This window comes from Amycolatopsis taiwanensis DSM 45107 (assembly GCF_000519205.1).
Classification (GTDB): domain Bacteria; phylum Actinomycetota; class Actinomycetes; order Mycobacteriales; family Pseudonocardiaceae; genus Amycolatopsis_E; species Amycolatopsis_E taiwanensis.
On record NZ_JAFB01000035.1, the window covers coordinates 34,822 to 56,657 of the forward strand.

Consider the following 21,836-nt stretch of genomic DNA (forward strand, 5'->3'; position numbering starts at 1 on the left):
GCCCGTTGATCGACACCTGCGCGGGTGGGTAACTTTGAGGAAGTTGCTCGCGACCAGGTGGCAAGCAGACGGGGGCAGGTGTGAGGCAATGGAACATACGCCACAGACAGATCGGCCCAACTTACCCAATCCCATCGCCCCTGTCAGGGGCCAACAGTAACGGCGCACGCCGGAATCCGCGCGGGCCGCGCGCATGAAGCGCCGCCAGCAGTTGCAACTGCTTTTTCAGGCCTTACTAATCGTCGTGGCCACCCTGATGGGCATCCTGACCAACCTTGCCACAAACTCGGATGACGGCCCGTACATCATACGGTTTCTGCGCCAGATCGCGCTGCCGGGCATCGGCGTGCTGATCGTGGCAATGATCGTCGGCCAGGTCACGGTCTACCGCCTGGAAAGGCCGGCAAGGCCGCGGCAGCAGTGGGACCGGCACCGCCCGCCGTATCCGGGACTCGACGCGTTCACCGAGGCCGAAGCAGCCGTATTCTTCGGGCGCGACGTGCAGATAGCCGAGTTGGTGCGCCGGGTCCACCAAACGCCGCAGCACCCGGCGGATCGTTTCATAGCGGTGGTAGGCGCCTCGGGAAGCGGCAAGTCGTCGTTGGTCCGTGCAGGCGTGCTTCCGCGGCTACGGCAGCGGCGATGGAACGTGCTCGGAGTAATGGCTCCCGGGCCGGATCCGCTCGGCGCTCTGGCCCGGGTCCTGGCAGAAGCGAACGGTGATTCCGATACGGCTGCCACGCTGCGACGCCTCCGCCACTCACCGGACACCTTGGGGAAGCTGGTTCGTCAAGCCAAGGTGAGGCAGGGACACCGGTTCCGCCGTACGCTTCTGGTGATCGACCAGCTCGAGGAATTGCTCACGCTGACTGGGGAGCGTGAGCGAGCGTTCGTGTTGGACGCCTTGGCGATCGCCCTCGCACGTGATTCGAGGCTATGGGTACTCGGCACCGTTCGCGTCGAGTTCCTGCGCGGATTCCTGGAGACCAGGCAGGCAGCGCTGTTCCAGAACCCACTGGCGATCGGCGCCCTCGGTCGAAACCAGATGATTCAGGTGATCGAGCGTCCTGCCGCACTGGTGGACATGCGGTTCTCGCCAGGGCTGGTGGACGTGATCGTCGACGACGCCGGCACCAGCGATGCCTTACCGTTGATGGCTTACTTGCTGCAGGAGTTGTATTTCGCGGTGGGGCCTGGCCAAGTCGTCACGGAAGAGCGTTACCGGGCGCTGGGTGGAGTGGCTGGGGCGCTGTCGCGCCAGGCAGATCAGGTGTTGACCGAGCTTCGGAGCTCGGACGGCGCAGACGTAGTCGTCGGCGTGCTGCTCAAGTTCGTCAGCATCGACGGCCAGGAGTCCATCCGCCGGAAGGTCGTCATGGACGATCTCACTGATGACGAGCGACTTGTCGTGGACGCATTCGTGGACGCGCGGCTTCTCGTCACTGCCGCCGATGATGGCACCCCGTACGTGCAGGTCGCGCACGAAGCCTTGTTCCGCCAGTGGGCCCCGTTGCGTCAGGAAGTCGAGGCGCACGCGGAGGGATTGCGTCAGAGAGCCGAGCTTGAGCGGTGGGCAACGGACTGGGAACGGTCACAGCGCAGCGATGACTACCTGCTGACCGGTGAGCGTTTGGCGCTCGCCCAGCAATGGTTGACGGCCCTGGAAGAACGTGGTCAGGCATCCGAGCAGGTGCGTCTGTTCGTGGACCGTTCCCGACGCCGCGACCTGGCCTTCCTGCGTCGTGTGTCAGAAGGCATCGGAAAGCACGTGTTGGCCAACGCCGAGCGATATCCGGAGTTGGCCATCCTGCTCTCGCTCGCGGCGCTTGGCGAGTGTGCCGACACTCCGGTCGCGCAGCGTGCGCTCATGGCGGCGATGGCATTCAGCCATCTGCGAATGGTCCTGAGGGGCCACACCGACACCGTCCGCAATCTCGCATGGTCCCCTGACGGCCAGCGCATCGCCACGGCCTCCCGAGATGGTACGGCTGGGATATTCGACGCAGAGTCCGGGCGCCTGCTGCACCTATTACGTGGGCACGAATCGATGGTCGAGATGGTGGCGTGGTCGCCTGACTCCCGGGCCGTCGCGACGGCCTCGCGAGACCACACAGTCCGCGTCTGGGATGCCACCAGTGGCACCGCACGCGGAACCTTGATCGGCGCGACCGACGTCGTTCGCGGAGTCGCATGGCGCCCGAACGGCCGGCACATCGCGGGTGCCTGCCGCGATCAGATCTTCAGAATATGGGACATCAGCAGCGGCGAAATCGTGCACACGCTGCGCGGCCACCAGGGCAACGTGCTCGGCATCGGTTGGAGCCCGGAGGGCGAACGCCTCGCAACCGCCTCACACGACCAGACCGCGATCGTCTGGGACCTGAGCACCGACCAGCCGGTACTGACCTTAAGCGGTCACAACGACTTCGTCGAAGGGCTGGCCTGGCCACATGCAACTTCGCCCGCCGTGCCTTCCGTCCTGCCGCCGACGGCAACGCCCACATCATCAACCCGCAAGTCCGGCTGCGCGCGGTCAAACCAGGGCTGAAGTTCCACGGATTACGGCACAGCCACAAAACCTGGATGATCGACGACGGCGTTCCCGAAATCGCCCAAGCACTCCGCCTCGGCCACGTCCTCGCCGACAAGGTCCAAGAAACCTACTCCCACGTCGCCCGCGCCGTCGAACAACGCCTCCTCGACGCACTCCAAACCCGCTGGGACAAAGCCACCGCCGACAGCACTACACCACCCGAGCAGACAACCTGGCGCAAGGTGGCTCAGCCGCTGTGCCAGCTCGATTAGCTGCCACGCCCGGCCTCTCGAATTCACATTCCCATCTGTTTTGTGGCCTCGGCTGCTATCGCAGCCGTTCACCAGCAGCTGTCCGATGAACGGCAGGAACGACATCGTCGCACAGCGTTCCGACCAACATCGGCTCGTGTGCTGTGACGTGCTGGAGCGCAGCGGCTAGGGCCTGCGCACCGCGATCATCGGCGAGGCGGCCATGATGGCGTCCACGTCAGTCTCACTCGCTACGCCGTGCTTGGTGATGTTTCGAATCGAGGCCGCTCCTTGCCGCACCTGGGTCAGGGTTTCATCCGGCCGCGGGGTAGGTCGTAACTTCGTCGTCGAAGTCGACCCAGCCGTCGGGCACCAGCGGAGGTAACTGTTCGGCCGGCCGCTGCCGGACGCCGCCCAGTCCGCGCGTAGCTGTCCGCGCATAGATCTCGTCGGCCACGGAGCCGATCACCTCTTGGAGTTACTCAGCAGTTGTGCGTGCGGTCCCCGATCCGCTGAGCGCATCGCGCAGCGCCTCTTCGACGACCTTCCGTTGCTCGTCGCCGGTATCAGCGAAGCGCACCAGCACCCTGGCCACCGCGGGGAGATTGGGGGTGCGGGCTCGTGCAGGATTCGAAGTCCGCAGCGGATAAGCCTATCCCGCCACTTTGGTAACGATCGGGCCATGCCGTCGTCAACGAGATCGAGGGCTAACCGAGGTCCGACGGGCACGACGTTACCCAAGCGGCCGCTGGCACCTTCGTCAATCGATTCGACGAGTTCGACGCCGGCTCTGTGCTCGTGGTCTTGCGGGGTGGAGAACAGGCCACCACCCGCGAAGATCAATGGGGATCGCTACGAAGTGAGGCTAACGTCAAGCCATAAGAACTCCAAGGTGCTGGCGACCGGCCGTGAAATCGCCTCCGGCTCGCAGCGTCGTCGAGCCAGTAGGTAACGAAGGCTGTGGTTCACTCGCCGAGTACGGGTGGGGCGATCTTGTTGCCGTGTTCGTCGGTCTGGATCTTGACACCGAGCGCGTCATAGGGATCGGCCTCGACGAGGTAGCCGGGGCGCTTGTGTTCCTTGTCTTCCTCGCCCTTCTTGCCGCCGGCCGCGGCACCGGGGATGCCACTGGCCCCTGGCTTGCCGGTTTTGCCCGCGAGACCCTCGCGGGCGGCCTGCGCCGCGGCCTTCGCGCCGGGTTCGGCCGTGCCGGACCTCTTGCCACCCGCCGGCTCCTGCTCGGTGCCGCCTACGGGTACCCGGCGACCGGTTCGCCCGGACGAGCCACCGCCGGAGCGGCCCGAGCCACCGCGTTCGATGTCGCCCCCGCAGCCTGAACCACCGGCGATGGGCAGCCCGGCAGCCAGACCCGGGTTGAGCGTCGGCCCTGACGTCCGGTTCCAGCCACTCGCGTCACCGCCCCCGCTGACCGGCGGGGGATAGCCGCCGGGACCTGATCCGGACGTCCCGCCGCCCGGCAGCCCGGTCGGCGGCAGTCCGGCCGGGGGCAGTGATCCGCCACCAGAGGGGATCGGCGCCCCGCCGGCTACCGTGGCTGAAGGCCCACCGGCGCTGGCCGCCGTGGTGCGGCCGAGGTCCGGGATTACGGCGTTCGAACCCCCGACTGAACTGCCGGTGGTTGGTGGCGGCGTGGCGACGCTCGACAACTGGGGCGGCGGGACATAGTTCGGTTGGGTCGAGCCACCGGAGTAGAGCATCTGGTCGCGCTGCGCCACTACCTGCGCGGCCCGCTGCTGCGTCTCAAACGCAACCCGCGCCTGCGACTCCATATTCTCGTAGGTGTCGAGAAGACCGCCGATGTCCCCACTGGCGAGCTGCTGGTGCGCCAAATCCATCGACTGCGTCACCGTGCGGCCCGCCGGTTCGGGCATGCTGTTGCGGGCCGCGGACAACGCCGCGGAGGTCTGTGAATACCGGTTCGCGGATAGGAACGCCTTGTCACCCGAGTCGTCCGCCCAGTTCGCGTACTGAGCCAGGTACCCGAACGCGGCCTGGGCGCCCTCACCCTGCCACCCGGCCTGCTCCTTCGCCGCCGCCTGACGAACCGTCGTGGACAGCTCCTTGAAGGCATTGCCGAAATCGTTGACGATCATGCCCTGCTCGTCGACGTCCTCCGGGCTCGCGCCGTCGCTGACCATAGAGATGAGCTGCTGGTGGGGAAAAGCGCGGTAGTCCACATCCGAGGTGTCCAGTCCGTCTCGGTAACCGCCGCCCTCGGCGGCCAACTTCCGCTCGTAGAACTCGGCGGACTTGGTGGAATACTTGCCAGCGACATCGGCCGGATCACGCCAGTCCGAACTCCAGAGTGGGTTCTTGCCCGCATTCGCCCCGGCGACCTTCGCGTACACCTCCGCCTCATATGCACGGGGCGTGTACCCGTCCAACCCATCCCCCGACTGCGTCACGACAACCCCCTATTGCATCTTCGGCAACAACGGCTCAACCTGCTGCGCGAACTGCACAGCGTTCGAGCAAGCGACCGACAAATCAGTAGTACGTGACAGGTGAACATCGACCGATGCCCGCGCGTGAGCGGATACCTCAATCGCCACCGTGCATCCCCCTGTTTGAGTGGTGGCTTGCAACGCGTTTCGCCCATTGACGTCAATCTTGACAGCACTGGGATCGGTCTGGGTGAACTCCACTAGCCCTTGCACCGGATCTAACGCCAAGCCATACGTGCCAAGACCGGGTTTGAGCGCGCCACATTCGTTTCGAGTAGTCTTTCGTTCACCGGGATTGAAACCCTGTCCTGCGAGTACCTGGTCGAGAACTTGGCAAGGGTTCAAGTTCGCGAAGATATCCGCGCCGGAGGTACTCGTACTTGCGGCGCTGGAACTCGTGACGGGAGTGGGCGTGCCGGCTATCGTGCCGGAACACCCGGTCAAGGCAAGCACTGCGCATGCGCCGCCCACCAATGTGCGAGTGATGCCGGTCTTCGTGGTCACGAATTTCCTCAGTCTTTAAAGGGGCCGAAATGCATTGTCGCGGCTTCATCGGATGCGTTGTAGTGCTTGATCGCCTCGTCGATCGCCTGCTCAAGTATGATCAGACTCTCTTTAGTCTTCTCGAACACCGGAACAAGTGCCTGATCGTCCGCCGTCATCGCTGCAAGAAAGTGCTGCGCGGCTTCCTTCGCATAAGCGTCGTTCCCCAACTTTGGTGCGCGCTGCAGGCGGTCGATGCGCGAACCGACGTCGGTCAACTGGTCTTGCATCTGTGTGAAGGCGCGCTTGAGGTGAGTGCCGGTTTCCTCGTCGACGGCCCATTTACCTGCCTTCGCGTCCGCGAGCAGTTTCTTGGCGTCCTCGGTCATCTGGTTGACCTGTTGCTCGCCACCGAAGATGTCCGTGAGGGACGATCCGAGCCAGCCGCCCGTACTGTCGTCGCCCATGATGCCCGTCCTCCCTACGTATTGGTGCCGGTGGCTGGTCCCTACCGCTGCGTGCCACGGTACAGCGCGTCCTACCGCGGCGTCACAGGTTCGATGCGATTAGTAGCCAGCGCCCGCGCCGCGGTTGATCCGGTCACGCAGCCACTGCGCGATCCGGGCCCGGTCGGCCGGGGTGATGGTGTGCCGCCTGGCACCGTCGGAGAGGCTTTCGGTGGTGAGGAAAAAGCGGCCGTCGGTGGTGTCGAACCAGCTCAGCGACCCGATCTTCACCTCTCGGCCCCGTCGCTTGCGGATGCCGGGTTCGCGGGCCGAGCACGCGATGACCCCGGCCCGAATGATGGGTGCGCGGAAGAATCGCTCCGTCGCCCCGGGGCCGCTCGATGGCGCGGGTGGCGGCGCGTCGATCCCGCCGAAGAACTCCCCGTCGTCGTGAGCGGAGTGTGCGCGTGCGCCGTCGCCATGGATATAGGTGACAGGCGCGCCATACACCGGTTCCGAGTGCGGCAGGAAGCGGACCATTTCGTCGATGACCTGGGCGGGGCGGAGTTCGGCGAAAGTCAGCACGGTGCCTTCCTGGTTGGTCAGGACCCCGATCCGGCCCCGCCAACCACCGCGATACAGAAACCGGCGGTCACCCTCGACGACATTCACAACCTGGGTGACCACAATCTCGGGCTCAGCCCAGATACGCAACAACTCCTCGATGTCGCCGCGCAGGCCGCCACTGCGGGACATCCACCCGTCACGCCGCAGTCGCCGATGGACCTTGTCCCGGTGCGCGGCGCGTTCCGTGCCGGAACGGCTGACGTAAGGGATCTCGTAGGGTGCGATGAGTCGGCCGAGGCCAAGGTCCTCGTCCAGGATGTCCAACTCCGCCAGATCCACGTCGAACGTCAATGACACCCCGACCCCCCTGCGGCATGCGCCCAAATCTGTCACCGTCGGTAATTCGGACGGTAGGCGAGCGTAATGGGCGCGGCAGGGCGCGGCAAGAAGCGGCCCGACGCCGCCCAGGGGGTCTGCACCAGAAGAGGCGTCGACCAGTAGGCCACCAGCGCAGTTCCGTTCCGCAGAGTTCAACGGCAGGCTAGCAGCGGAGTCGTTCCTACGAGATGCCACCAAGGTGGCTAGCACGGACACGATGTTTCCCGACAGAGTCGTAATCGGCGACCGCGTGTTGGTCCGCTGACCGGACGAGGGTTCCTTTGGACCGCACAGGCCGCGCTTGACACAGCCGTCACAGGATCATCGTCCGCTCGGCTGGCGCCAGTGCGCTGTAGCCGTAGCGGTGTGCCCACCGCCCACCGCTCACCCAGGCAGAACCACCCAGCCGGGTGCTCTACCTGGAGCAGTTTTGAGCGACCCCGTTTCAAACGGGGTCAGGCACTGCTCCAGATTTGCTCCACCTACTGAAGGGTAACCTGACAGCAGTCCACAATGGACGGGCTTTCGGTGCACCCAAAAACAACGCCCGACCTGCGTAAACCGCAATGCCGGGCGATCTTGAAAACTGTGGAGCTAAGGGGACTCGAACCCCTGACCCCCTCACTGCCAGTGAGGTGCGCTACCAGCTGCGCCATAGCCCCGTGCGTGAGGTCAACTCCTCATCGCGTGGTCATAAGAGTACCTGACGCGCCACCAGGGTTCGCAGTGGGGTCCGGCAAGCGCCGGACCCCACTGCGGTCAGGCCTGGTTGACCAGGTCGGTGAGCCAGTTGGACTTGGTCCAGTCGACGGAGACGCCGTTGTGGAAGACCGTCGGGGTGCCCCGGAAGCTGGGGTTCTGGCTGATCTGCTGCAGCGCCGCGGTCAGGTCCTGGTTGTAGGTGCCGGCGTTGACGCAGTCGGCGAACTGCGGTGACGTGATGCCGAGATCCTGGCCGAGCTTGATCAGCTGCGCCTTGTCGTAACCGCGGGCGCCTTCCTTCGGCTGGCTGGCGAAGAGGCTGTCGTGGAACGGGGTGAACTTGCCCTGGTCGGCCGCGCACAGGGCGGCGTTGGCCGAGTCCAGCGAGTAACCGGGCGGGTCCGAGCTGGCCACCAGCAGCGGGATCATGTGGTAGGTCACCTGCACCGTCCCGGCCGCGATCTGCTGCTCGATCTGGCTGCCGTAAGCCTGTTGCAACGAACCGCAGTACGGGCACAGGAAGTCCGCGTAGATGTCGAGCTTGACCTTCGCGTCCGGCCTCCCGGACACCACGGTCGCGCCCTGCCGCTCGCCGGGGCTGTCCAGCGCGGTGCTGGTCGTCTGAGGCGGAATCGACTGGCCCTGCGTGCTGTTCTTCGACGAGTTCGTCCAGAGCACGCCGCCGATGATCACACCGGCGAGCAGCACCACGGCGACGACCGCGGCGATGACGCGCTTGTCCGGGCCGCCGGTGCCACGTGCCTGCGACACCGCCCGCGCTGCCGCAGCCTGCTGCTGGCGACGCTTGCGCGCGGACCGTTCCGCTCCACCCACTTGATCAGGTCCTTTCCAGTTCACTTTCCTCGGCCACGGTGTCCACGCGCCCGCTCCGCAACCAGCCATCGAGCGCGAACCGCGTCCTCGCCCGCACGGTCAGCCAGCCGGCCAGGATCAGGAATCCGACGTCCCGGGCGATCTCCTGCGGATACTGGGTCTGTCCCGCCGCCACCTGACCGCCCCCGCCGAAACACCCGCAGTCGATGGTCAGCCCGCGCGCCCAGGATTGGGCGACGGCGGCGATGAGCAGCACCAAGACTACGGCGGACACCGCGGCGGCGATCCTGGTCCCCAACCCGAGCAGAAGGAACAGGGCGAGCGCCAGTTCCAGCAGCGGCAGCCCCGTCGCCACCGGGTGGACCAGCCCGTCGGGCAGCAGGTCGTAGGCCTTGACCGCGAGGTAGGTCTGTCCGGGGTCGGAGACCTTAATCGATCCAGATATCAGCCAAACGGCGGCGAGGCCCAGCCTGACCAGGGTCCCGACGAGGTCGAGAACTGCTTGGGAACCTCGGTTCACACTGCCTAGGCTAGCCGCGGGTCCTGAGAAAACCGTGAAGCACTGCCACTCCGCGGAACCTGACATGTCCTTCCGGCGATTGATGGCGGCCATCCTGCTGACCACCGTCGCGCTCTCGGCCTGCGCGTCTGCAGACCCCGGCACACTTCTCGGCAAGGCCGCGAGCGGCAACCTCACCATCGGCATTCGCTTCGACCAGCCGGGGCTCGCCGAGCACACGCTCGACGGCCGGTTCGTCGGCTTCGACGTGGACGTGGCTACCTACGTCGCCCGCCGTCTCGGCGTGAAGCCGTCCAACATCACCTGGCGCGAAACCACCCCGGACACCCGGGAGACGGATCTCACGTCGGGCACCGTCGACCTCGTCGTGGCCGCCTACTCCATCACCGACCAACGGAAGCAGCTCGTCGCGTTCGCCGGGCCGTACTTCGTCACCGGCCAGGATCTGCTGGTGCGCAAGGCCGACCCGACCATCACCGGGCCGTCGAGCCTCGACGGTCGCCGGCTCTGCTCGGTGCCGGGTTCCACCGCCGCGCAAACCGTGAAGGACCGGTTCGCCCATGGCGTCCAACTGGTCGAATACCCGCGCTATCCCGACTGCGTGACCGCGTTGCTCGCCGGCGAAATCGACGCCGTCACCACCGACGGCGTGATCCTGGCCGGTTACGTCGCGCAGAATCCGGAACTGCTCCGGCTCACCGGCCAGCCGTTCACCACCGAGCGCTACGGCATCGGCCTCCGCAAGGGCGACCCGGCGAGCCAGTCCGCACTCGGCAACGCGATCCAGCGGATGATCGACAGCGGCGCCTGGCAGGACTCGGTGCGCCGCAACATCGGGCCGTCCGGGTATCCGCTGCCCGAGCCGCCTACCGTGACGGAGCGATGAAACTTCCCGACCTCCCCGTCCGCGCCGTGCTCGGCGAAGTCACCGCCGCCCTCGACGAGGCGGGCAGCGCGGTCTTGGTGGCGCCGCCGGGCACGGGCAAGACGACGATCGTCCCGCTCGCGCTCGCCGAGCACCGGACGGGCCGCATTTTGGTCGCCGAACCTAGACGACTCGCCGCACGAGCGGCGGCAGCACGGATGGCGGCGCTGCTCGACGAGCCCGTCGGCCGGACCGTCGGATACTCGGTGCGTGGCGACCGGAAGGTGTCTTCGCGCACCCGCATCGAGGTGGTCACCTCCGGCCTGCTCGTGCGGCGGTTGCAGAGCGACCCGGAACTGCGTGACGTCGACACGGTGCTGCTGGACGAGTGCCACGAACGGCATCTCGACGCCGACCTGCTGCTGGCCCTGCTGCTGGACGTCCGCGCGGGACTGCGCCCCGACCTGGCGTTGCTGGCGACCTCCGCGACCGTCGCCGCGGACCGTCTTGCGCACCTGCTCGGCTCGGCGCCGGTCATCACCGCCCACGCCCGCAGCTTCCCGGTCGAGGTGGCCTACCTGCCACCTGGTCGCGACGAGCGGCTGGAGGCCAGGGTGGCCCGCGCGGTGCACAGCGCACTGTCCGAAACGGACGGTGATGTGCTGGCCTTTCTGCCTGGTGTGGCGGAAATATCGCGAGTGAGCGGAATGCTCGCTGATCTGTCCGAAGTGGACGTGATGCCGCTGCATGGCAGGCTCGGCACGGCAGCGCAGGACGCCGCCCTCCGGCCTGGCCCGCGCCGCCGCGTGGTCCTGGCGACCGCCGTCGCCGAGTCCAGCCTGACGGTGCCGGGTGTGGTCGCCGTGGTGGATTCCGGTCAGGCCCGGGTTCCGCGCATGGATCACCGCCGGGGCCTGCCCGGCCTGGCGACCGTGCGGGTCTCGGCTGCGGTCGCCGACCAACGCGCGGGACGTGCCGGGCGCGAGGCGCCGGGTCGCGCCTACCGGTGCTGGCAGCGTCACGACCCGCTGCCGGCCTACCCGGAACCGGAGATCCGCACCGCGGAGCTTTCCCGGCTGGCCTTGGAACTCGCCTGCTGGTCCACCCCCGATGGCACCGCGCTGTCGTGGTGGGACCCGCCCGGAGAGGGCCCGCTCGCGGCCGGCCGTACGCTGCTCCGCACGCTGGGCGCCACCGACGACGAAGGCAAAGTGACCGAGCGGGGCCGGCGGATGGCGGAGCTGGGGCTGCATCCGCGGCTCGCCCGGGCACTGCTCGACGGAGCGGCCGAGGTAGGACCCCGATCGGCCGCCGAGGTGGTGGCGCTCCTCGACGCGGGCGCAACGCTCACCGACGCCGAAGCCGAACTGCGCGCGCTTCGTGGTGCTCAAAGCGAACGGGGCCGGCATTGGCGCAGCGAGGTGCGCAGGCTCACCCGGCTCGTCCCCGCGGGGGAAGAAGCGCCGGATCCCGCCCTGGTGATCGCCCTGGCCCATCCCGAGCGGCTGGCGCGGCGCAGGCAGCCGGGCTCGCCGGTATATCTGCTGGCAGGCGGCACCGCGGCCGAGCTACCCGGCGGCAGCGGCCTCGGCGATGCCGAGTGGCTCGCGGTCGCCGAGGCCACTCGCGATCCCGGCCGGGCCCACGGCGTCATCCGGCTCGCCGCGCGGGCGGATGAGGAGTTGGCCGTGCGGGCCGCGCCCAACCTGCTGTCCACAGTGGACGAGGTCGGTTGGTCGGGGGACGTCATCGCGCGATCGGTGCGCCGGCTTGGCTCGATCGTGCTCGCCGAGCGTCCCCTACCCGAAGCCGATCCGGAGCTTGTGCGACGGGCTTTGCTGGACGGGTTGCGCGAAGAAGGGCTGGGCTTGCTGCACTGGACCCGAGACGCGGAGCGCCTCCGGGAGCGGCTGGCGTTCCTGCACGAGACGGTGGGTGAACCGTGGCCCGCCGTGGATTCGGCGGGCCTGCTGGCGCGGACCGGCGAGTGGCTGCCCGAGCTGTCGGCCGCACGACGCCGGGCCGACCTGGCGCGCATCGACACTGTCACCGCTTTACGCCGGCTCCTGCCCTGGCCCGAGGCCACCCGCTTCGACGACCTCGCGCCTGAAAAGATCCGGCTTCCTTCAGGGGCGCGTGCCCGCGTTGACTACGGCACCGGTGAACCGGTGCTGGCCGTGCGGTTGCAGGATGCGTTCGGCTGGCCGGAGACGCCGCGCGTGGCCGGTGTCCCCGTGCTGCTGCACCTGCTCTCCCCCGCCGGCCGGCCCGCGGCGATCACGCGTGACCTGGCTTCCTTCTGGCGCACCGGCTATTCCGCGGTGCGTGCCGAGCTTCGCGGCCGCTACCCCAGGCATTCCTGGCCCGAGCGCCCACCCGGTCTGGATTGAGGGCCGTTCGGAAGCCTGTTTCGGTACTTCGGCGAGTCGCTCGAGGCTTCGCGAACGCGGCTGCGGGCTGCCGGAGGCGGCTGGCCGGGTGCGCGTCGCCAAGTCACGGTCCGTAGGCGCGTTCGTCGATCGCGCGTATTTGAACAACACAGCTTGACGTTCGATTGTTCTGCGCGCGTGACAACCGAGATGAGATCATCGGCTGATGGACACCGAGCGGACCCTCAGTGAGCAGGTGGGGCCCCTGCCCCCGGGTATCGCGGCCCTGTCGGATGAGCACCAGTGGGACCTCGCCGACGCGGTGCGGGGCGCCCGCCGCCGGCAGGCCGCCGCGCTGGCCAAGGTCGGTGACGATTCCCTGCGGCACGTTCCCGCCCTGCTGCGTCCCGTGATCCGCAAGGCCGTGGGCCTGTGACCCCGCACGAGGCCGAGATCCGCAAGCTCGCGCGGCTACTTGGTGCGCCGCCGGAACGCTTCGGCTACCTGCGAAAGGTGCCGCCGGCGGAGCTCCGGCGGTTCCGCGAGCAGACCTCGGCCGCACTGTTCGACGCGCACGCCGGCCCGTTGCGGCGAATGGCCGCGGCGAGCCGCCTGCTGCCCGGCCCGGTGCTCGCCCGGATGGCCGAGTTGGCGTTCGGACCGTTGCTGTCGGCGCGGATCGCCGGCCTGGTCGACCCCGCGCAGGGGGTGGAGATCGCCCGGCGGCTATCGCCGGCCTTCCTCGCCGACGTCGCCGCCGAACTCGACCCGCGCCGGGCGTCCGGCATCGTCGCGGGGCTGCCGAAACCACTGATGACCGCCGTCGCCGCGGAGCTGGCGCGGCGGGAGGACTGGGTCACCGTCGCGCGGTTCGTCGATCACCTGCCGGAGTCCGCGATCGAGGCCGGCCTGCAGTTCGTCCCCGACAACGCCCTGGCGGAGATCATCGCGCTACTTGACGACCCCGAGCGCGTCACCCGGCTCCTTCCGCCGCTCCCCCGCGACCACCTCGCGGGCTGAGCCCTCCCGCTGGCGGGGCCGGAAAAGGAGGAAGGCGTATTTGCTACGGATGATCCGTAGCAAACGCCCCTTCCTCCACAACGAAGCAGGGCAGAACGGCTCGACCACGCCGCCAGACCCGCCAGGTCAGCGGCACACCTGGACGGTAGGCGAGATGCGTCACCGAGGGAGCGTCGAGAACCTGCAGGTCGGCCCGCGCACCGACCCGGATCACACCCACGTCGTCGCGCCGTAGCGCCCGCGCGCCGCCGGCCGTTGCCGCCCAGACCGCCTCCTCGACCGACAGCCCCATCTGCAACACCGCGGTCGCCACGCAGAAGTTCATCGAAGTGGTGTAGGAGCTGCCCGGGTTCGCATTGGTGGCCAGCGCGATCACCACCCCCGCGTCGAGCAGCCGCCGAGCGGGCGCCAGCGGCTGCCGGGTCGACAGATCGCAGGCGGGCAGCAGGGTGGCGACGGTGTCCGACCCGGACAGCGCGGCCAAGTCCGCCTCGTCGAGGTAGGAGCAGTGGTCCACGCTGGCCGCCCCGACCCGCACCGCGAGCTGCACCCCGGGGCCGTGACCGAGCTGGTTGCCGTGCACCCGTGCGCCGAGTCCGCGCGCGATCCCCGCGCGCAGCACCCGTTCGCACTGCGCTTCGTCGAAAGCCCCGCGCTCGCAGAACACGTCCACCCAGCGCACGAACTGCGCGACCTCGTCCAGCATCCGGCCGCGCACGAGGTCCACATAGGACTCAGGATCCGCGCCGGGCGGGACGAGATGCGCACCCAGGAACGTGACCTCGTCGGCCACCGTGGCCGCGATCCGAGCCGAGCGCACCTCGTCCGGCACGGAAAGCCCATACCCCGTCTTGGTTTCCAGGCAGGTCGTGCCCTGCCGCGCCGCCTCGTCCACGTGACGCCGCAGGTTCGCGGCCAGCTCGGCGTCCCCGGCCGCCCTGGTCGCCGCCACCGTGGTGGCAATTCCGCCTGCCTGGTAAGGCTTTCCGGCCATCCGGTCCGCGAACTCGGCGGTTCGGTCCCCGGCGAAGACCAGGTGGGTGTGGCTGTCCACCCAGCCGGGCAGCGCCGCGCGGCCCTCGGCGTCGAACCGCTCGTCGGCCGCGGGCGCCCGCACGGCCGGACCCACCCACGCGATCCGTTCGCCGTCGAGGACCACTGCCGCGTCTCGCGGCCGGCCCAGTTCGGGATCGTTCGTAGTCAGTTCGCCGATACCGGTGATCAGGATTGCCACAGCGCACCGATCTCCTGCGCCAGCACCACTTCCGGCTCGTCCACCAGCCGGTGGGAGCGGTCCCGGACCACCCACCGGCCGCCGATCAGCACGTCCGTGACATCGGTCGCCGTGGCCGCGAACAGCGCGCCCTGCGGGTCCACGCCGGCGGTGCGGACCGAACCGAGGTCCACCACGACGAGGTCCGCCGCGGCGCCCGGGGAGAGCCGGCCCGCCTCACCCCAGCCGATCGCATCGTGCGCGGTCGCCGCCGCCATCAGTTCGGGCGCGGTGAACCGGCCGCGTTCCTCGGCCGCGAGCCGTTCGTCCATTTCCAGGGCCCGGACCTCCTCGAAGGGGTCGATCACCGCGTGACTGTCACTGCCCAGGCACAGCCGGACGCCGGCATCCGCGAGTCCGCGCGCGGGCCCGATCCCGTCCCCGAGATCCCGCTCGGTGGTGGGACAGAAACATGCCCGGGTGCCCGAGCGAGCGAGCAGCCCAATGTCGTCGCGTGTGAGGTGCGTGGCATGCACCGCGACAGTGTTTTCACCAAGTACACCCGCCTCAGCGAGCACGCTCGCAGGGGTGCGGCCGTAGTGGCTCAGGCAGTCCGCGTTCTCCATCCGTTGCTCGGACAGATGCACGTGAAGCGGTTCCGACCACTCTGAGAACAGTGGAAGCTGGTCAAGCGGGACGGCCCGCACGGAATGCACGGCGGCCCCCACCCGGACGTGCTCGCCCGGCGGCGCGAAGGATTTCACCCGCTCCGCCCACGCCGCGACGTCGCGGTCCCCGAAGCGTGCCTGCCGCGGGCTCAGTGCCTTCCCGAACCCGCCGGTGAGATAGCACGTGTCGAGCACGGTCAGCCTGATCCCGGCGTCTTCGGCGGCCTGGGCCAGGGCGTAGCTCATCGCGTTCGGGTCGGCGTAGTGCTTTCCACCTGGTGCGTGATGCAGGTAGTGAAATTCGCCAACGCTGGTGTACCCGGCCAGCGTCAGCTCCGCGAAGACACCGCGCGCGAGCCGGTAGTACGAATCCGGGTCGAGCCGTTCAGCGACCGCGTACATCGCCTCCCGCCAGGTCCAGAACGTGCCTTGCTCGTGGTGCGTATGGCCACGCAGCGCGCGGTGAAAGGCGTGCGAGTGCGCGTTGGCGAACCCGGGCAGAACCAGTCCACTGAGGACGGTACCCGCCGGCGGCGACCCAGGTGTGACCGACGTGAAGAGACCGTGCTCGATCTCGATCCGCACGGACGTGGCCACACCCTCCGGTAGCCAGGCTCGTTCGCACCAGTAAGCCGTCATGCTGGTTCCTCCGCGAACTCCTCGCGGACCAAGTGCGTCATGCCGATCTCTCCGCGAGTCTGCGCGCTACCGCGATCGTGTCGACAAGGCGCTCCTCGCGAGCCCGGCTGACGTAGTCCGGATGGGCGCCCTGCCGCCCCCGATAGCGGGCTTTCGGGGGCGCGCTCTGCGGTCACCTTGATTGCCGCGGCTTGCGGTAAGTAGGTCATGTCGACAAATCCCTTAACACCTCGGCCAGCGCCTCGGCGCCCCGCTCGACGTCGGCGTCCTCGGCGAACTCTTCCGGCGCGTGGCTGACACCGGTCGGGTTCCGCACGTAGAGCATGCCGGACGGCACGCCGTGCTGGGCGAGGATTGCCGCGTCGTGACCGGCCCCGGTCGCGAGTTCGGGCACCGGGCCCAGCACCGCGCCGAGCCGCTCCCGCAGTCCCGGGTCGAAGGTGACCGCGCCCGCGTGGGACTCCTCGGTGACCGTCAGCTCGCACCCCTCCACGGCGGCCGCCAGCCGTGCGACCTCGATGATCCGCTCCACCATCGGACGAGTGTTGTCCGCGCCGGGCACCCGGGCATCCAACCAGGCGTCCACAGTGGACGCGATCACGTTCGTGCCGCCGGGCCTGGGCACCAGCCTGCCGACGGTGGCTCGCGCGCCCTCGGTTTCCGCCGCGAACCGCCGGGCCGCGCCGATCAGGGAGGCGGCCGGCACCATCGGGTCCCGGCGGTCGGCCAGCAGCGTCGCCCCGGCGTGATTTCCCTGGCCGGTGAACGTGAACCGCCACCGGCCGTGTTCGATGACCGTGCTGCCCACGGCCACCGGCGAGGAGAGATCGATCAGCCCGCGGCCCTGCTCCACGTGAAGTTCGATGAACCTTCCTACCCGGGAGAGCGCGACCTCGTCCCGCCCGAACCGTTCCGGATCGGCCCCGGCCCGCCGCGCCGCCTCGGCGAGCGTCACGCCGTCCGGATCACGCAGCGCCCGTGCCGTGTCCGCGTCGAGGGACCCGGTCAGCAACCGGGAACCCAGGCACGGCACCCCGAACCTGCCGCCTTCCTCTTCCATGAAGACCACCACGGCGACCGGACAGCGCGGGCGAAAACCGTTGTCCTGCAGCCGTTTCACGGCGTCGAGCGCGCTGGCCACGCCGAGCGGGCCGTCGAAGGCACCGCCGCCGGGCACCGAATCGAGATGGCTTCCGGTCACCACCGCGCCGGGGCCCGGCGTCCCCCACCACGCCCACAGGTTGCCGTTCCGGTCGGCTTCCACGTCCAGTCCGCGCCGCCCCGCCTGCTCGGCGAACCACTCGCGCAACTGTGTCTCCGCCGGGTCGAACACATGCCGCGAATACCCGCCACGCCAGTGATCCCGGCCGACGTCGGAGATATCCCGCAGCAGCGAAACGGCACTCATGGGTGGTCCCGCATCGGGATTTGCACCCCGTACTCCTCGGCGACCCGCACCGCCTGCTCGTATCCGGCATCCACGTGCCGGATCACCCCCATGCCCGGATCATTGGTCAGCACCCGCTCGATCTTCCTTGCGGCCAGGGCACTTCCGTCCGCCACGCACACCTGGCCGGCGTGGATCGACCGCCCCATACCGACCCCGCCGCCGTGATGGATCGACACCCAGGTGGCACCGGACGCGGTGTTCACCAGGGCATTGAGCAACGGCCAGTCCGCGATCGCGTCCGAGCCGTCGGCCATCGCCTCGGTCTCCCGGTACGGCGAGGCGACGCTACCCGCGTCAAGGTGGTCGCGCCCGATCACCACCGGCGCCGACAACTCACCCGCGGCGACCATCTCGTTGAACCGCAGCCCGGCCAGATGCCGCTCGCCGTAACCCAGCCAGCAGATCCGCGCCGGCAGTCCCTGGAAGGCGACCCGCTCCCCGGCGAGCCGGATCCACCGGGACAGGGCGGCGTTGTCCGGGAACAACTCCAGGATCGCGCGGTCGGTCGCGGCGATGTCGGCCGGGTCCCCGGACAGCGCCGCCCACCGGAACGGCCCCTTGCCCGCGCAGAACAGCGGCCGGATGTACGCGGGGACGAATCCGGGATAGTCGAAGGCACGCGCGCAGCCGCCCAGTTTCGCCTCGCCGCGCAGGGAGTTGCCGTAGTCGAAGACCTCGGCGCCGAGGTCGAGAAAGCCGAGCATCGCACCGACGTGCTCGGCCATCGACTCGCGGGCACGCTCGGTGAACTCGTCAGGCTTGCGCGACGCGTAGTCGTGCCAGTCCTCGACGGAAACGCCGGCCGGCAGGTAGGCAAGCGGATCGTGCGCCGAGGTCTGATCGGTGACGATGTCGACCTCGACCCCCCGTCGCAACAGCTCGGGCAGCACCTCGGCCGCGTTGCCGATCACGCCGACGGACAGCGCGGTGCCGTCCTTTTTGGCCTGGGAAACGCGCGGGACCGCATCGTCCACATCGGACGCCAGCTCGTCGAGGTAACGAGTCTCCAGCCGCCGGCGCGCTCGCTGCGCGTCGCACTCCACGACCAGCGCCACCCCGCCGTTCATCGTGATCGCCAACGGCTGGGCTCCGCCCATCCCGCCGAGCCCGGCGGTCACCGTCAGCGTGCCCTTCAACGAGCCGCCGAACCTCTTCTCGGCCACCGCCGCGAACGTCTCGTAGGTGCCCTGCAGAATGCCCTGGGTGCCGATGTAGATCCACGAACCCGCGGTCATCTGCCCGTACATCGTCAGGCCGAGCCGCTCCAGCCGGCGGAACTCGGGCCAACTCGCCCAGTCGCCGACCAGGTTCGAGTTCGCCAGCAGCACGCGCGGCGCCCACTCGTGGGTGCGAAACACTCCGACCGGCTTACCCGACTGGACCAACAGTGTCTCGTCGTCGTCCAAAGTGGTCAGACACTGCGTGATCGCCGCGAAGCTCGCCCAGTCACGGGCGGCCTTGCCGGTGCCGCCGTAGACGACCAGCTCCTCCGGGCGCTCGGCGACCTCCGGGTCGAGATTGTTGTGCAGCATCCGCAGCGCCGCCTCGGTCTGCCAGCTCTTCGCGGTGAGCTTGTCGCCGCGAGCCGCTCGAACAGTCATCGCACCTCCAGTGTCTTGCGGGACACCCGCACCCGGTCGCGCCAACGAGCAGAAAAGCAATGATGACTCATCGTCGCTCCCAATGTCTTGCGGGACACCCGCACCCGGTCGCGCCAATGAGCAGAAAGGCGATAGCGGCTCATCGTCGCTCCAATGTCTTGCCGGACACGGCCGCCAAGATCTCGCCCGAGGAGACCAGTTCCTCCACCGCCGCGATCTCCGGCGCGAGGTGCCGGTCGGGACCCGGCCCGCCGACGCGGGTGCGCACGAGGTCCCGGATCGCCGCCGTCACCGGGGCCGGGCGCAGCGGCGCCCGCAGGTCGAGCGCCCGGGCCGCGGTGAGCAACTCGACCGCCAGCACCGTGGTGAGACCGTCGACGGCCCGGCGCAGCTTGCGCGCCGCCGACCATCCCATCGACACGTGGTCCTCCTGCATGGCGCTGCTGGGAATCGAATCCACCGACGCCGGCACGGCCAGCCGCTTGAGCTCGCTCACGAGCGCGGCCTGGGTGTATTGCGCGATCATGAGTCCGGAGTCGACACCGGGGTCGTCGGCCAGGAACGGCGGCAAGCCGTGCGAACGGTTGACGTCGAGCATGCGGTCGGTGCGGCGCTCGGCGATGCTCGCCACGTCGGCGACCGGGATCGCGAGGAAGTCCAGCACGTAGGCCAGTGGCGCGCCATGGAAGTTGCCGTTCGATTCGACGCGGCCGTCCGCCAGCACGACCGGATTGTCGACGGCCGAAGCCAGTTCGCGGTCCGCGACCTGCTCGGCGTGGCTCACCGTGTCCCGCGCCGCGCCGTGCACCTGCGGCGCGCACCGCAGCGAGTACGCGTCCTGCACCCGGGTGTCTTCCGGGCCGCGGTGGCTCGCGACGATCTCGGAATCCCTGAGCGCGGCGAACATTCTCCCCGCCGAAACGGCCTGGCCCGGATGGGGCCGAAGCGCCTGCAGGTCGGCGGCGAAGGCGCGATCGGTGCCCAGCAAGGCCTCCACGCTCATCGCGGCGGCGAAATCCGCGACGTCGAGCAACCGGTGCAGGTCTTCGATGGCCAGCACGAGCATGCCGAGCATCCCGTCGGTGCCGTTGGTGAGCGCGAGCCCCTCCTTCTCGGCGAGCACGACCGGCTCGATCCCCGCTTCGGCCAACGCGTCCCGGGCGGGCCTGCGGACGCCGCCGGCGTCGAACACGTCGCCCTCGCCCATCAGTGCGAGCGCGACCGCGGCCAGCGGCGCCAGGTCACCGGAACAGCCCAGCGAACCGTGCTCGTGCACCACCGGCACGATGCCCGCGTTGAGCAGCGCGGCCAGCGCTTGCGCGGTGGCCGGCCGGATACCGGTGTGCCCACTGGCGAGCGTGCGCAGGCGCAACAGCATGAGCGCGCGGACCACTTCGGGTTCGACGACCGGGCCGGCGCCCGCCGCATGCGAGCGGATCAAGGACCGCTGCAACGCCGCCCGCCGGTCCAGCGGGATGTGCCGGGTCGCGAGCGCGCCGAAGCCGGTCGAGACGCCGTAGACCGGCCGATCCGCCTCGGCGAGCGCGTCGATGTGCTGCCGGGTCGCCGCGAGATTCTTGACGACGGTTTCGGTCAGTTCGACCGCCACCTGCTGCCGAGTCACCGCGACGACCTGCTCTCGGGTCAGCGGTGCCGAGTCCAGCCGAACTGTGCGCGTCATTGGCCTATTGCACCTCCCCGCGCACCGTTCCACCGACTACCGCGTGGAGGTTTGGTCTGGTATTCCAGACACATGGGTACCAGCAGCGACGTGCCCGCGTTGCGTCGTGGGCTCGCCGTGCTGCGCGTGCTGGCCGGGCACGCGGGGCCGGTTCCGGCTGCCACGATCGCCCGTGAGCTGAACCTGCCCCGGTCGACGACCTATCACCTGCTGGCCGAACTGGAGGCGGCCGGTTTCGTCGCGCACATGCCCGCCGAACGGCGGTACGGCCTGGGCATCGCGGCCTTCGAACTCGGCTCCGCCTACCTCCGGCACGAACCGCTGGAGCGTTTGGCCGCGCCGTTGCTGCGCAGGCTCGTCGACCGGCTCGGCCACACCGCGCAACTCGGCGTCCTGCACGGCAACGAACTGCTGTATCTGCTCAAGGAACGGCCATCCCGGCCGGAAACGCTGGTCACCGACGTCGGCGTGCGGCTACCCGCACAGCTCACCGCGTCCGGGCGGGCGATGCTCGCGCACCTGCCCACCGCGCACGTACGGGCGCTTTTTCCCAGCACCGCCGCATTCGTCCGCCGCACGGACCGCGGGCCGCGCGGTCTGGCCGAGCTGCGCCGGATCCTCGCGATCGAACGGCGACGAGGCTGGGCGGTGGAAGACGGCCACGTGACCGCCGGGTTCGCGTCGGTCGCCTACCCGGTCTTCGACCACGGTGCCTGGCCCATGGCGGCCATCGCCGTCACGCTCCGGCACTACTGCCCGGACGAGCGGGTGACCTGTGGACAGACCTGGCCCGAAGTGGCACAGGCGGTGCGGCAGGCGGCCGGCGAACTGACCCGCCGGATCGGTGGGACGCCGCGGTGATTCAGACCTCTCGGTCCTGGCCAGGGTAGAGACCGAGCATTTCCAGCAGTTGCGCGCACTCCGTCGCGTCGGTGGAGTGTCCTGCGACCGTCCGCGCGGCCTTGCGCTCCTGCGCATCGCGGAGAACCTTCTCCTCCGCGCGGACCTCCGCGAGCCAACCTCGCTCGGTACTGGTGCTTGCCCGGGCCATCTGGCACCTTCTTCCGGCTTCGCTGCCGCCGCGGGTGAACGCCCGCAGCGTGACAGGGGTCAGCATCGCAGGTGTCGGGGAAATAGTCCAACCTGGTACA

General features: G+C 69.0%; 20 protein-coding genes and 1 tRNA gene. 7 read left to right on the forward strand and 14 right to left on the reverse strand.

Going from position 1 to position 21,836, the window contains the following annotated elements:
- Nucleotides 1-193 precede the first annotated feature (193 nt).
- The gene (locus A3CU_RS46650) at nt 194-2,548 is read left to right on the forward strand and encodes an nSTAND1 domain-containing NTPase (RefSeq protein WP_052372183.1); all 2,355 of its coding nucleotides are present in this window, start codon (nt 194-196) and stop codon (nt 2,546-2,548) included.
- Nucleotides 2,549-2,583: 35 nt separating this feature from the next.
- The gene (locus tag A3CU_RS54680) at nt 2,584-2,805 is read left to right on the forward strand and encodes a hypothetical protein (RefSeq protein WP_052372185.1); all 222 of its coding nucleotides are present in this window, start codon (nt 2,584-2,586) and stop codon (nt 2,803-2,805) included.
- A 292-nt stretch (nt 2,806-3,097) separates the two neighbouring features.
- Here A3CU_RS54680 and A3CU_RS52735 read toward each other — a convergent pair whose 3' ends face one another.
- The 8 genes from A3CU_RS52735 to A3CU_RS0126040 all read right to left on the reverse strand — a co-directional run bounded on the left by A3CU_RS52735 (nt 3,098) and on the right by A3CU_RS0126040 (nt 9,179).
- Nucleotides 3,098-3,241, reverse strand: coding sequence for a hypothetical protein (locus A3CU_RS52735; protein ID WP_156960554.1), 144 nt, complete (start codon nt 3,239-3,241; stop codon nt 3,098-3,100).
- Nucleotides 3,242-3,749: 508 nt separating this feature from the next.
- Nucleotides 3,750-5,210 (reverse strand): hypothetical protein, encoded by a 1,461-nt coding sequence (locus A3CU_RS0126015; protein ID WP_156960555.1) that lies wholly within the window; start codon nt 5,208-5,210, stop codon nt 3,750-3,752.
- 9 nt (nt 5,211-5,219) lie between these two features.
- A complete protein-coding gene (locus tag A3CU_RS51405) occupies nt 5,220-5,753 on the reverse strand; it encodes a DUF3558 family protein (RefSeq protein WP_084143773.1) in 534 nt (177 codons plus the stop codon).
- A gap of 8 nt (nt 5,754-5,761) precedes the next feature.
- Nucleotides 5,762-6,199, reverse strand: a complete 438-nt coding sequence (locus A3CU_RS0126020; protein ID WP_027944775.1) for a hypothetical protein — start codon at nt 6,197-6,199, stop codon at nt 5,762-5,764.
- 99 nt (nt 6,200-6,298) lie between these two features.
- Nucleotides 6,299-7,102: an ESX secretion-associated protein EspG gene (locus tag A3CU_RS0126025; protein WP_027944776.1), complete on the reverse strand. Its 804-nt coding sequence runs from the start codon at nt 7,100-7,102 to the stop codon at nt 6,299-6,301.
- A 610-nt stretch (nt 7,103-7,712) separates the two neighbouring features.
- Nucleotides 7,713-7,785: transfer RNA gene (locus A3CU_RS0126030), tRNA-Ala, on the reverse strand.
- Between the two features lie 97 nt (nt 7,786-7,882).
- Entirely contained in the window at nt 7,883-8,659 is a 777-nt protein-coding gene (locus A3CU_RS0126035) for a DsbA family protein (protein WP_027944777.1), read from the reverse strand.
- A 4-nt stretch (nt 8,660-8,663) separates the two neighbouring features.
- Entirely contained in the window at nt 8,664-9,179 is a 516-nt protein-coding gene (locus A3CU_RS0126040; RefSeq protein WP_027944778.1) for a MauE/DoxX family redox-associated membrane protein, read from the reverse strand.
- Between the two features lie 64 nt (nt 9,180-9,243).
- Between A3CU_RS0126040 and A3CU_RS0126045 the strand changes: the two genes are divergently transcribed.
- The 4 genes from A3CU_RS0126045 to A3CU_RS0126060 all read left to right on the forward strand — a co-directional run bounded on the left by A3CU_RS0126045 (nt 9,244) and on the right by A3CU_RS0126060 (nt 13,433).
- A complete protein-coding gene (locus A3CU_RS0126045; RefSeq protein WP_027944779.1) occupies nt 9,244-10,065 on the forward strand; it encodes a glutamate ABC transporter substrate-binding protein in 822 nt (273 codons plus the stop codon).
- On the forward strand, nt 10,062-12,434 hold the full coding sequence (hrpB, locus tag A3CU_RS0126050; protein ID WP_027944780.1) for an ATP-dependent helicase HrpB: 2,373 nt from the start codon (nt 10,062-10,064) through the stop codon (nt 12,432-12,434). The genes A3CU_RS0126045 and hrpB overlap by 4 nt, the downstream gene beginning before the upstream one ends.
- 205 nt (nt 12,435-12,639) lie before the next feature.
- Nucleotides 12,640-12,849, forward strand: coding sequence for a hypothetical protein (locus A3CU_RS0126055; protein WP_027944781.1), 210 nt, complete (start codon nt 12,640-12,642; stop codon nt 12,847-12,849).
- Nucleotides 12,846-13,433, forward strand: a complete 588-nt coding sequence (locus tag A3CU_RS0126060; protein ID WP_027944782.1) for a hypothetical protein — start codon at nt 12,846-12,848, stop codon at nt 13,431-13,433. The genes A3CU_RS0126055 and A3CU_RS0126060 overlap by 4 nt, the downstream gene beginning before the upstream one ends.
- A 43-nt stretch (nt 13,434-13,476) precedes the next feature.
- On the opposite strand, the gene hutI is transcribed toward A3CU_RS0126060, so the two are convergent.
- From hutI to hutH, 5 genes are all read right to left on the reverse strand, one after another.
- A complete protein-coding gene (gene hutI, locus A3CU_RS0126065) occupies nt 13,477-14,667 on the reverse strand; it encodes an imidazolonepropionase (RefSeq protein WP_027944783.1) in 1,191 nt (396 codons plus the stop codon).
- Complete coding sequence (locus A3CU_RS0126070; protein ID WP_027944784.1) at nt 14,655-15,953, reverse strand: formimidoylglutamate deiminase; 1,299 nt, start codon at nt 15,951-15,953, stop codon at nt 14,655-14,657. The genes hutI and A3CU_RS0126070 overlap by 13 nt, the downstream gene beginning before the upstream one ends.
- 205 nt (nt 15,954-16,158) lie before the next feature.
- On the reverse strand, nt 16,159-17,361 hold the full coding sequence (locus A3CU_RS0126075) for an allantoate amidohydrolase (protein ID WP_027944785.1): 1,203 nt from the start codon (nt 17,359-17,361) through the stop codon (nt 16,159-16,161).
- Entirely contained in the window at nt 17,358-19,004 is a 1,647-nt protein-coding gene (hutU, locus tag A3CU_RS0126080) for a urocanate hydratase (protein WP_027944786.1), read from the reverse strand. The genes A3CU_RS0126075 and hutU overlap by 4 nt, the downstream gene beginning before the upstream one ends.
- Nucleotides 19,005-19,143: 139 nt before the next feature.
- A complete protein-coding gene (gene hutH / locus A3CU_RS0126085; protein ID WP_027944787.1) occupies nt 19,144-20,685 on the reverse strand; it encodes a histidine ammonia-lyase in 1,542 nt (513 codons plus the stop codon).
- A gap of 72 nt (nt 20,686-20,757) precedes the next feature.
- On the opposite strand from hutH, the gene A3CU_RS0126090 reads away from it, so the two are divergent.
- Entirely contained in the window at nt 20,758-21,546 is a 789-nt protein-coding gene (locus A3CU_RS0126090) for an IclR family transcriptional regulator (RefSeq protein WP_027944788.1), read from the forward strand.
- 1 nt (nt 21,547) lies between these two features.
- On the opposite strand, the gene A3CU_RS46660 is transcribed toward A3CU_RS0126090, so the two are convergent.
- Entirely contained in the window at nt 21,548-21,736 is a 189-nt protein-coding gene (locus A3CU_RS46660) for a hypothetical protein (protein ID WP_052372194.1), read from the reverse strand.
- Nucleotides 21,737-21,836 lie beyond the last annotated feature (100 nt).

What these genes read in the sequence shown, in the direction of transcription:
- A3CU_RS46650 (WP_052372183.1), top strand. Translation starts at nt 194, where the DNA reads ATGAAGCGCCGCCAGCAGTTGCAACTGCTTTTTCAGGCCTTACTAATC.
- A3CU_RS54680 (WP_052372185.1), top strand. Translation starts at nt 2,584, where the DNA reads ATGATCGACGACGGCGTTCCCGAAATCGCCCAAGCACTCCGCCTCGGC.
- A3CU_RS0126020 (WP_027944775.1), bottom strand. Translation starts at nt 6,199, where the DNA reads ATGGGCGACGACAGTACGGGCGGCTGGCTCGGATCGTCCCTCACGGAC.
- A3CU_RS0126045 (WP_027944779.1), top strand. Translation starts at nt 9,244, where the DNA reads ATGTCCTTCCGGCGATTGATGGCGGCCATCCTGCTGACCACCGTCGCG.
- hrpB (WP_027944780.1), top strand. Translation starts at nt 10,062, where the DNA reads ATGAAACTTCCCGACCTCCCCGTCCGCGCCGTGCTCGGCGAAGTCACC.
- A3CU_RS0126055 (WP_027944781.1), top strand. Translation starts at nt 12,640, where the DNA reads ATGGACACCGAGCGGACCCTCAGTGAGCAGGTGGGGCCCCTGCCCCCG.
- A3CU_RS0126070 (WP_027944784.1), bottom strand. Translation starts at nt 15,953, where the DNA reads ATGACGGCTTACTGGTGCGAACGAGCCTGGCTACCGGAGGGTGTGGCC.
- A3CU_RS0126075 (WP_027944785.1), bottom strand. Translation starts at nt 17,361, where the DNA reads ATGAGTGCCGTTTCGCTGCTGCGGGATATCTCCGACGTCGGCCGGGAT.
- hutU (WP_027944786.1), bottom strand. Translation starts at nt 19,004, where the DNA reads ATGACTGTTCGAGCGGCTCGCGGCGACAAGCTCACCGCGAAGAGCTGG.
- hutH (WP_027944787.1), bottom strand. Translation starts at nt 20,685, where the DNA reads ATGACGCGCACAGTTCGGCTGGACTCGGCACCGCTGACCCGAGAGCAG.
- A3CU_RS0126090 (WP_027944788.1), top strand. Translation starts at nt 20,758, where the DNA reads ATGGGTACCAGCAGCGACGTGCCCGCGTTGCGTCGTGGGCTCGCCGTG.
- A3CU_RS46660 (WP_052372194.1), bottom strand. Translation starts at nt 21,736, where the DNA reads ATGGCCCGGGCAAGCACCAGTACCGAGCGAGGTTGGCTCGCGGAGGTC.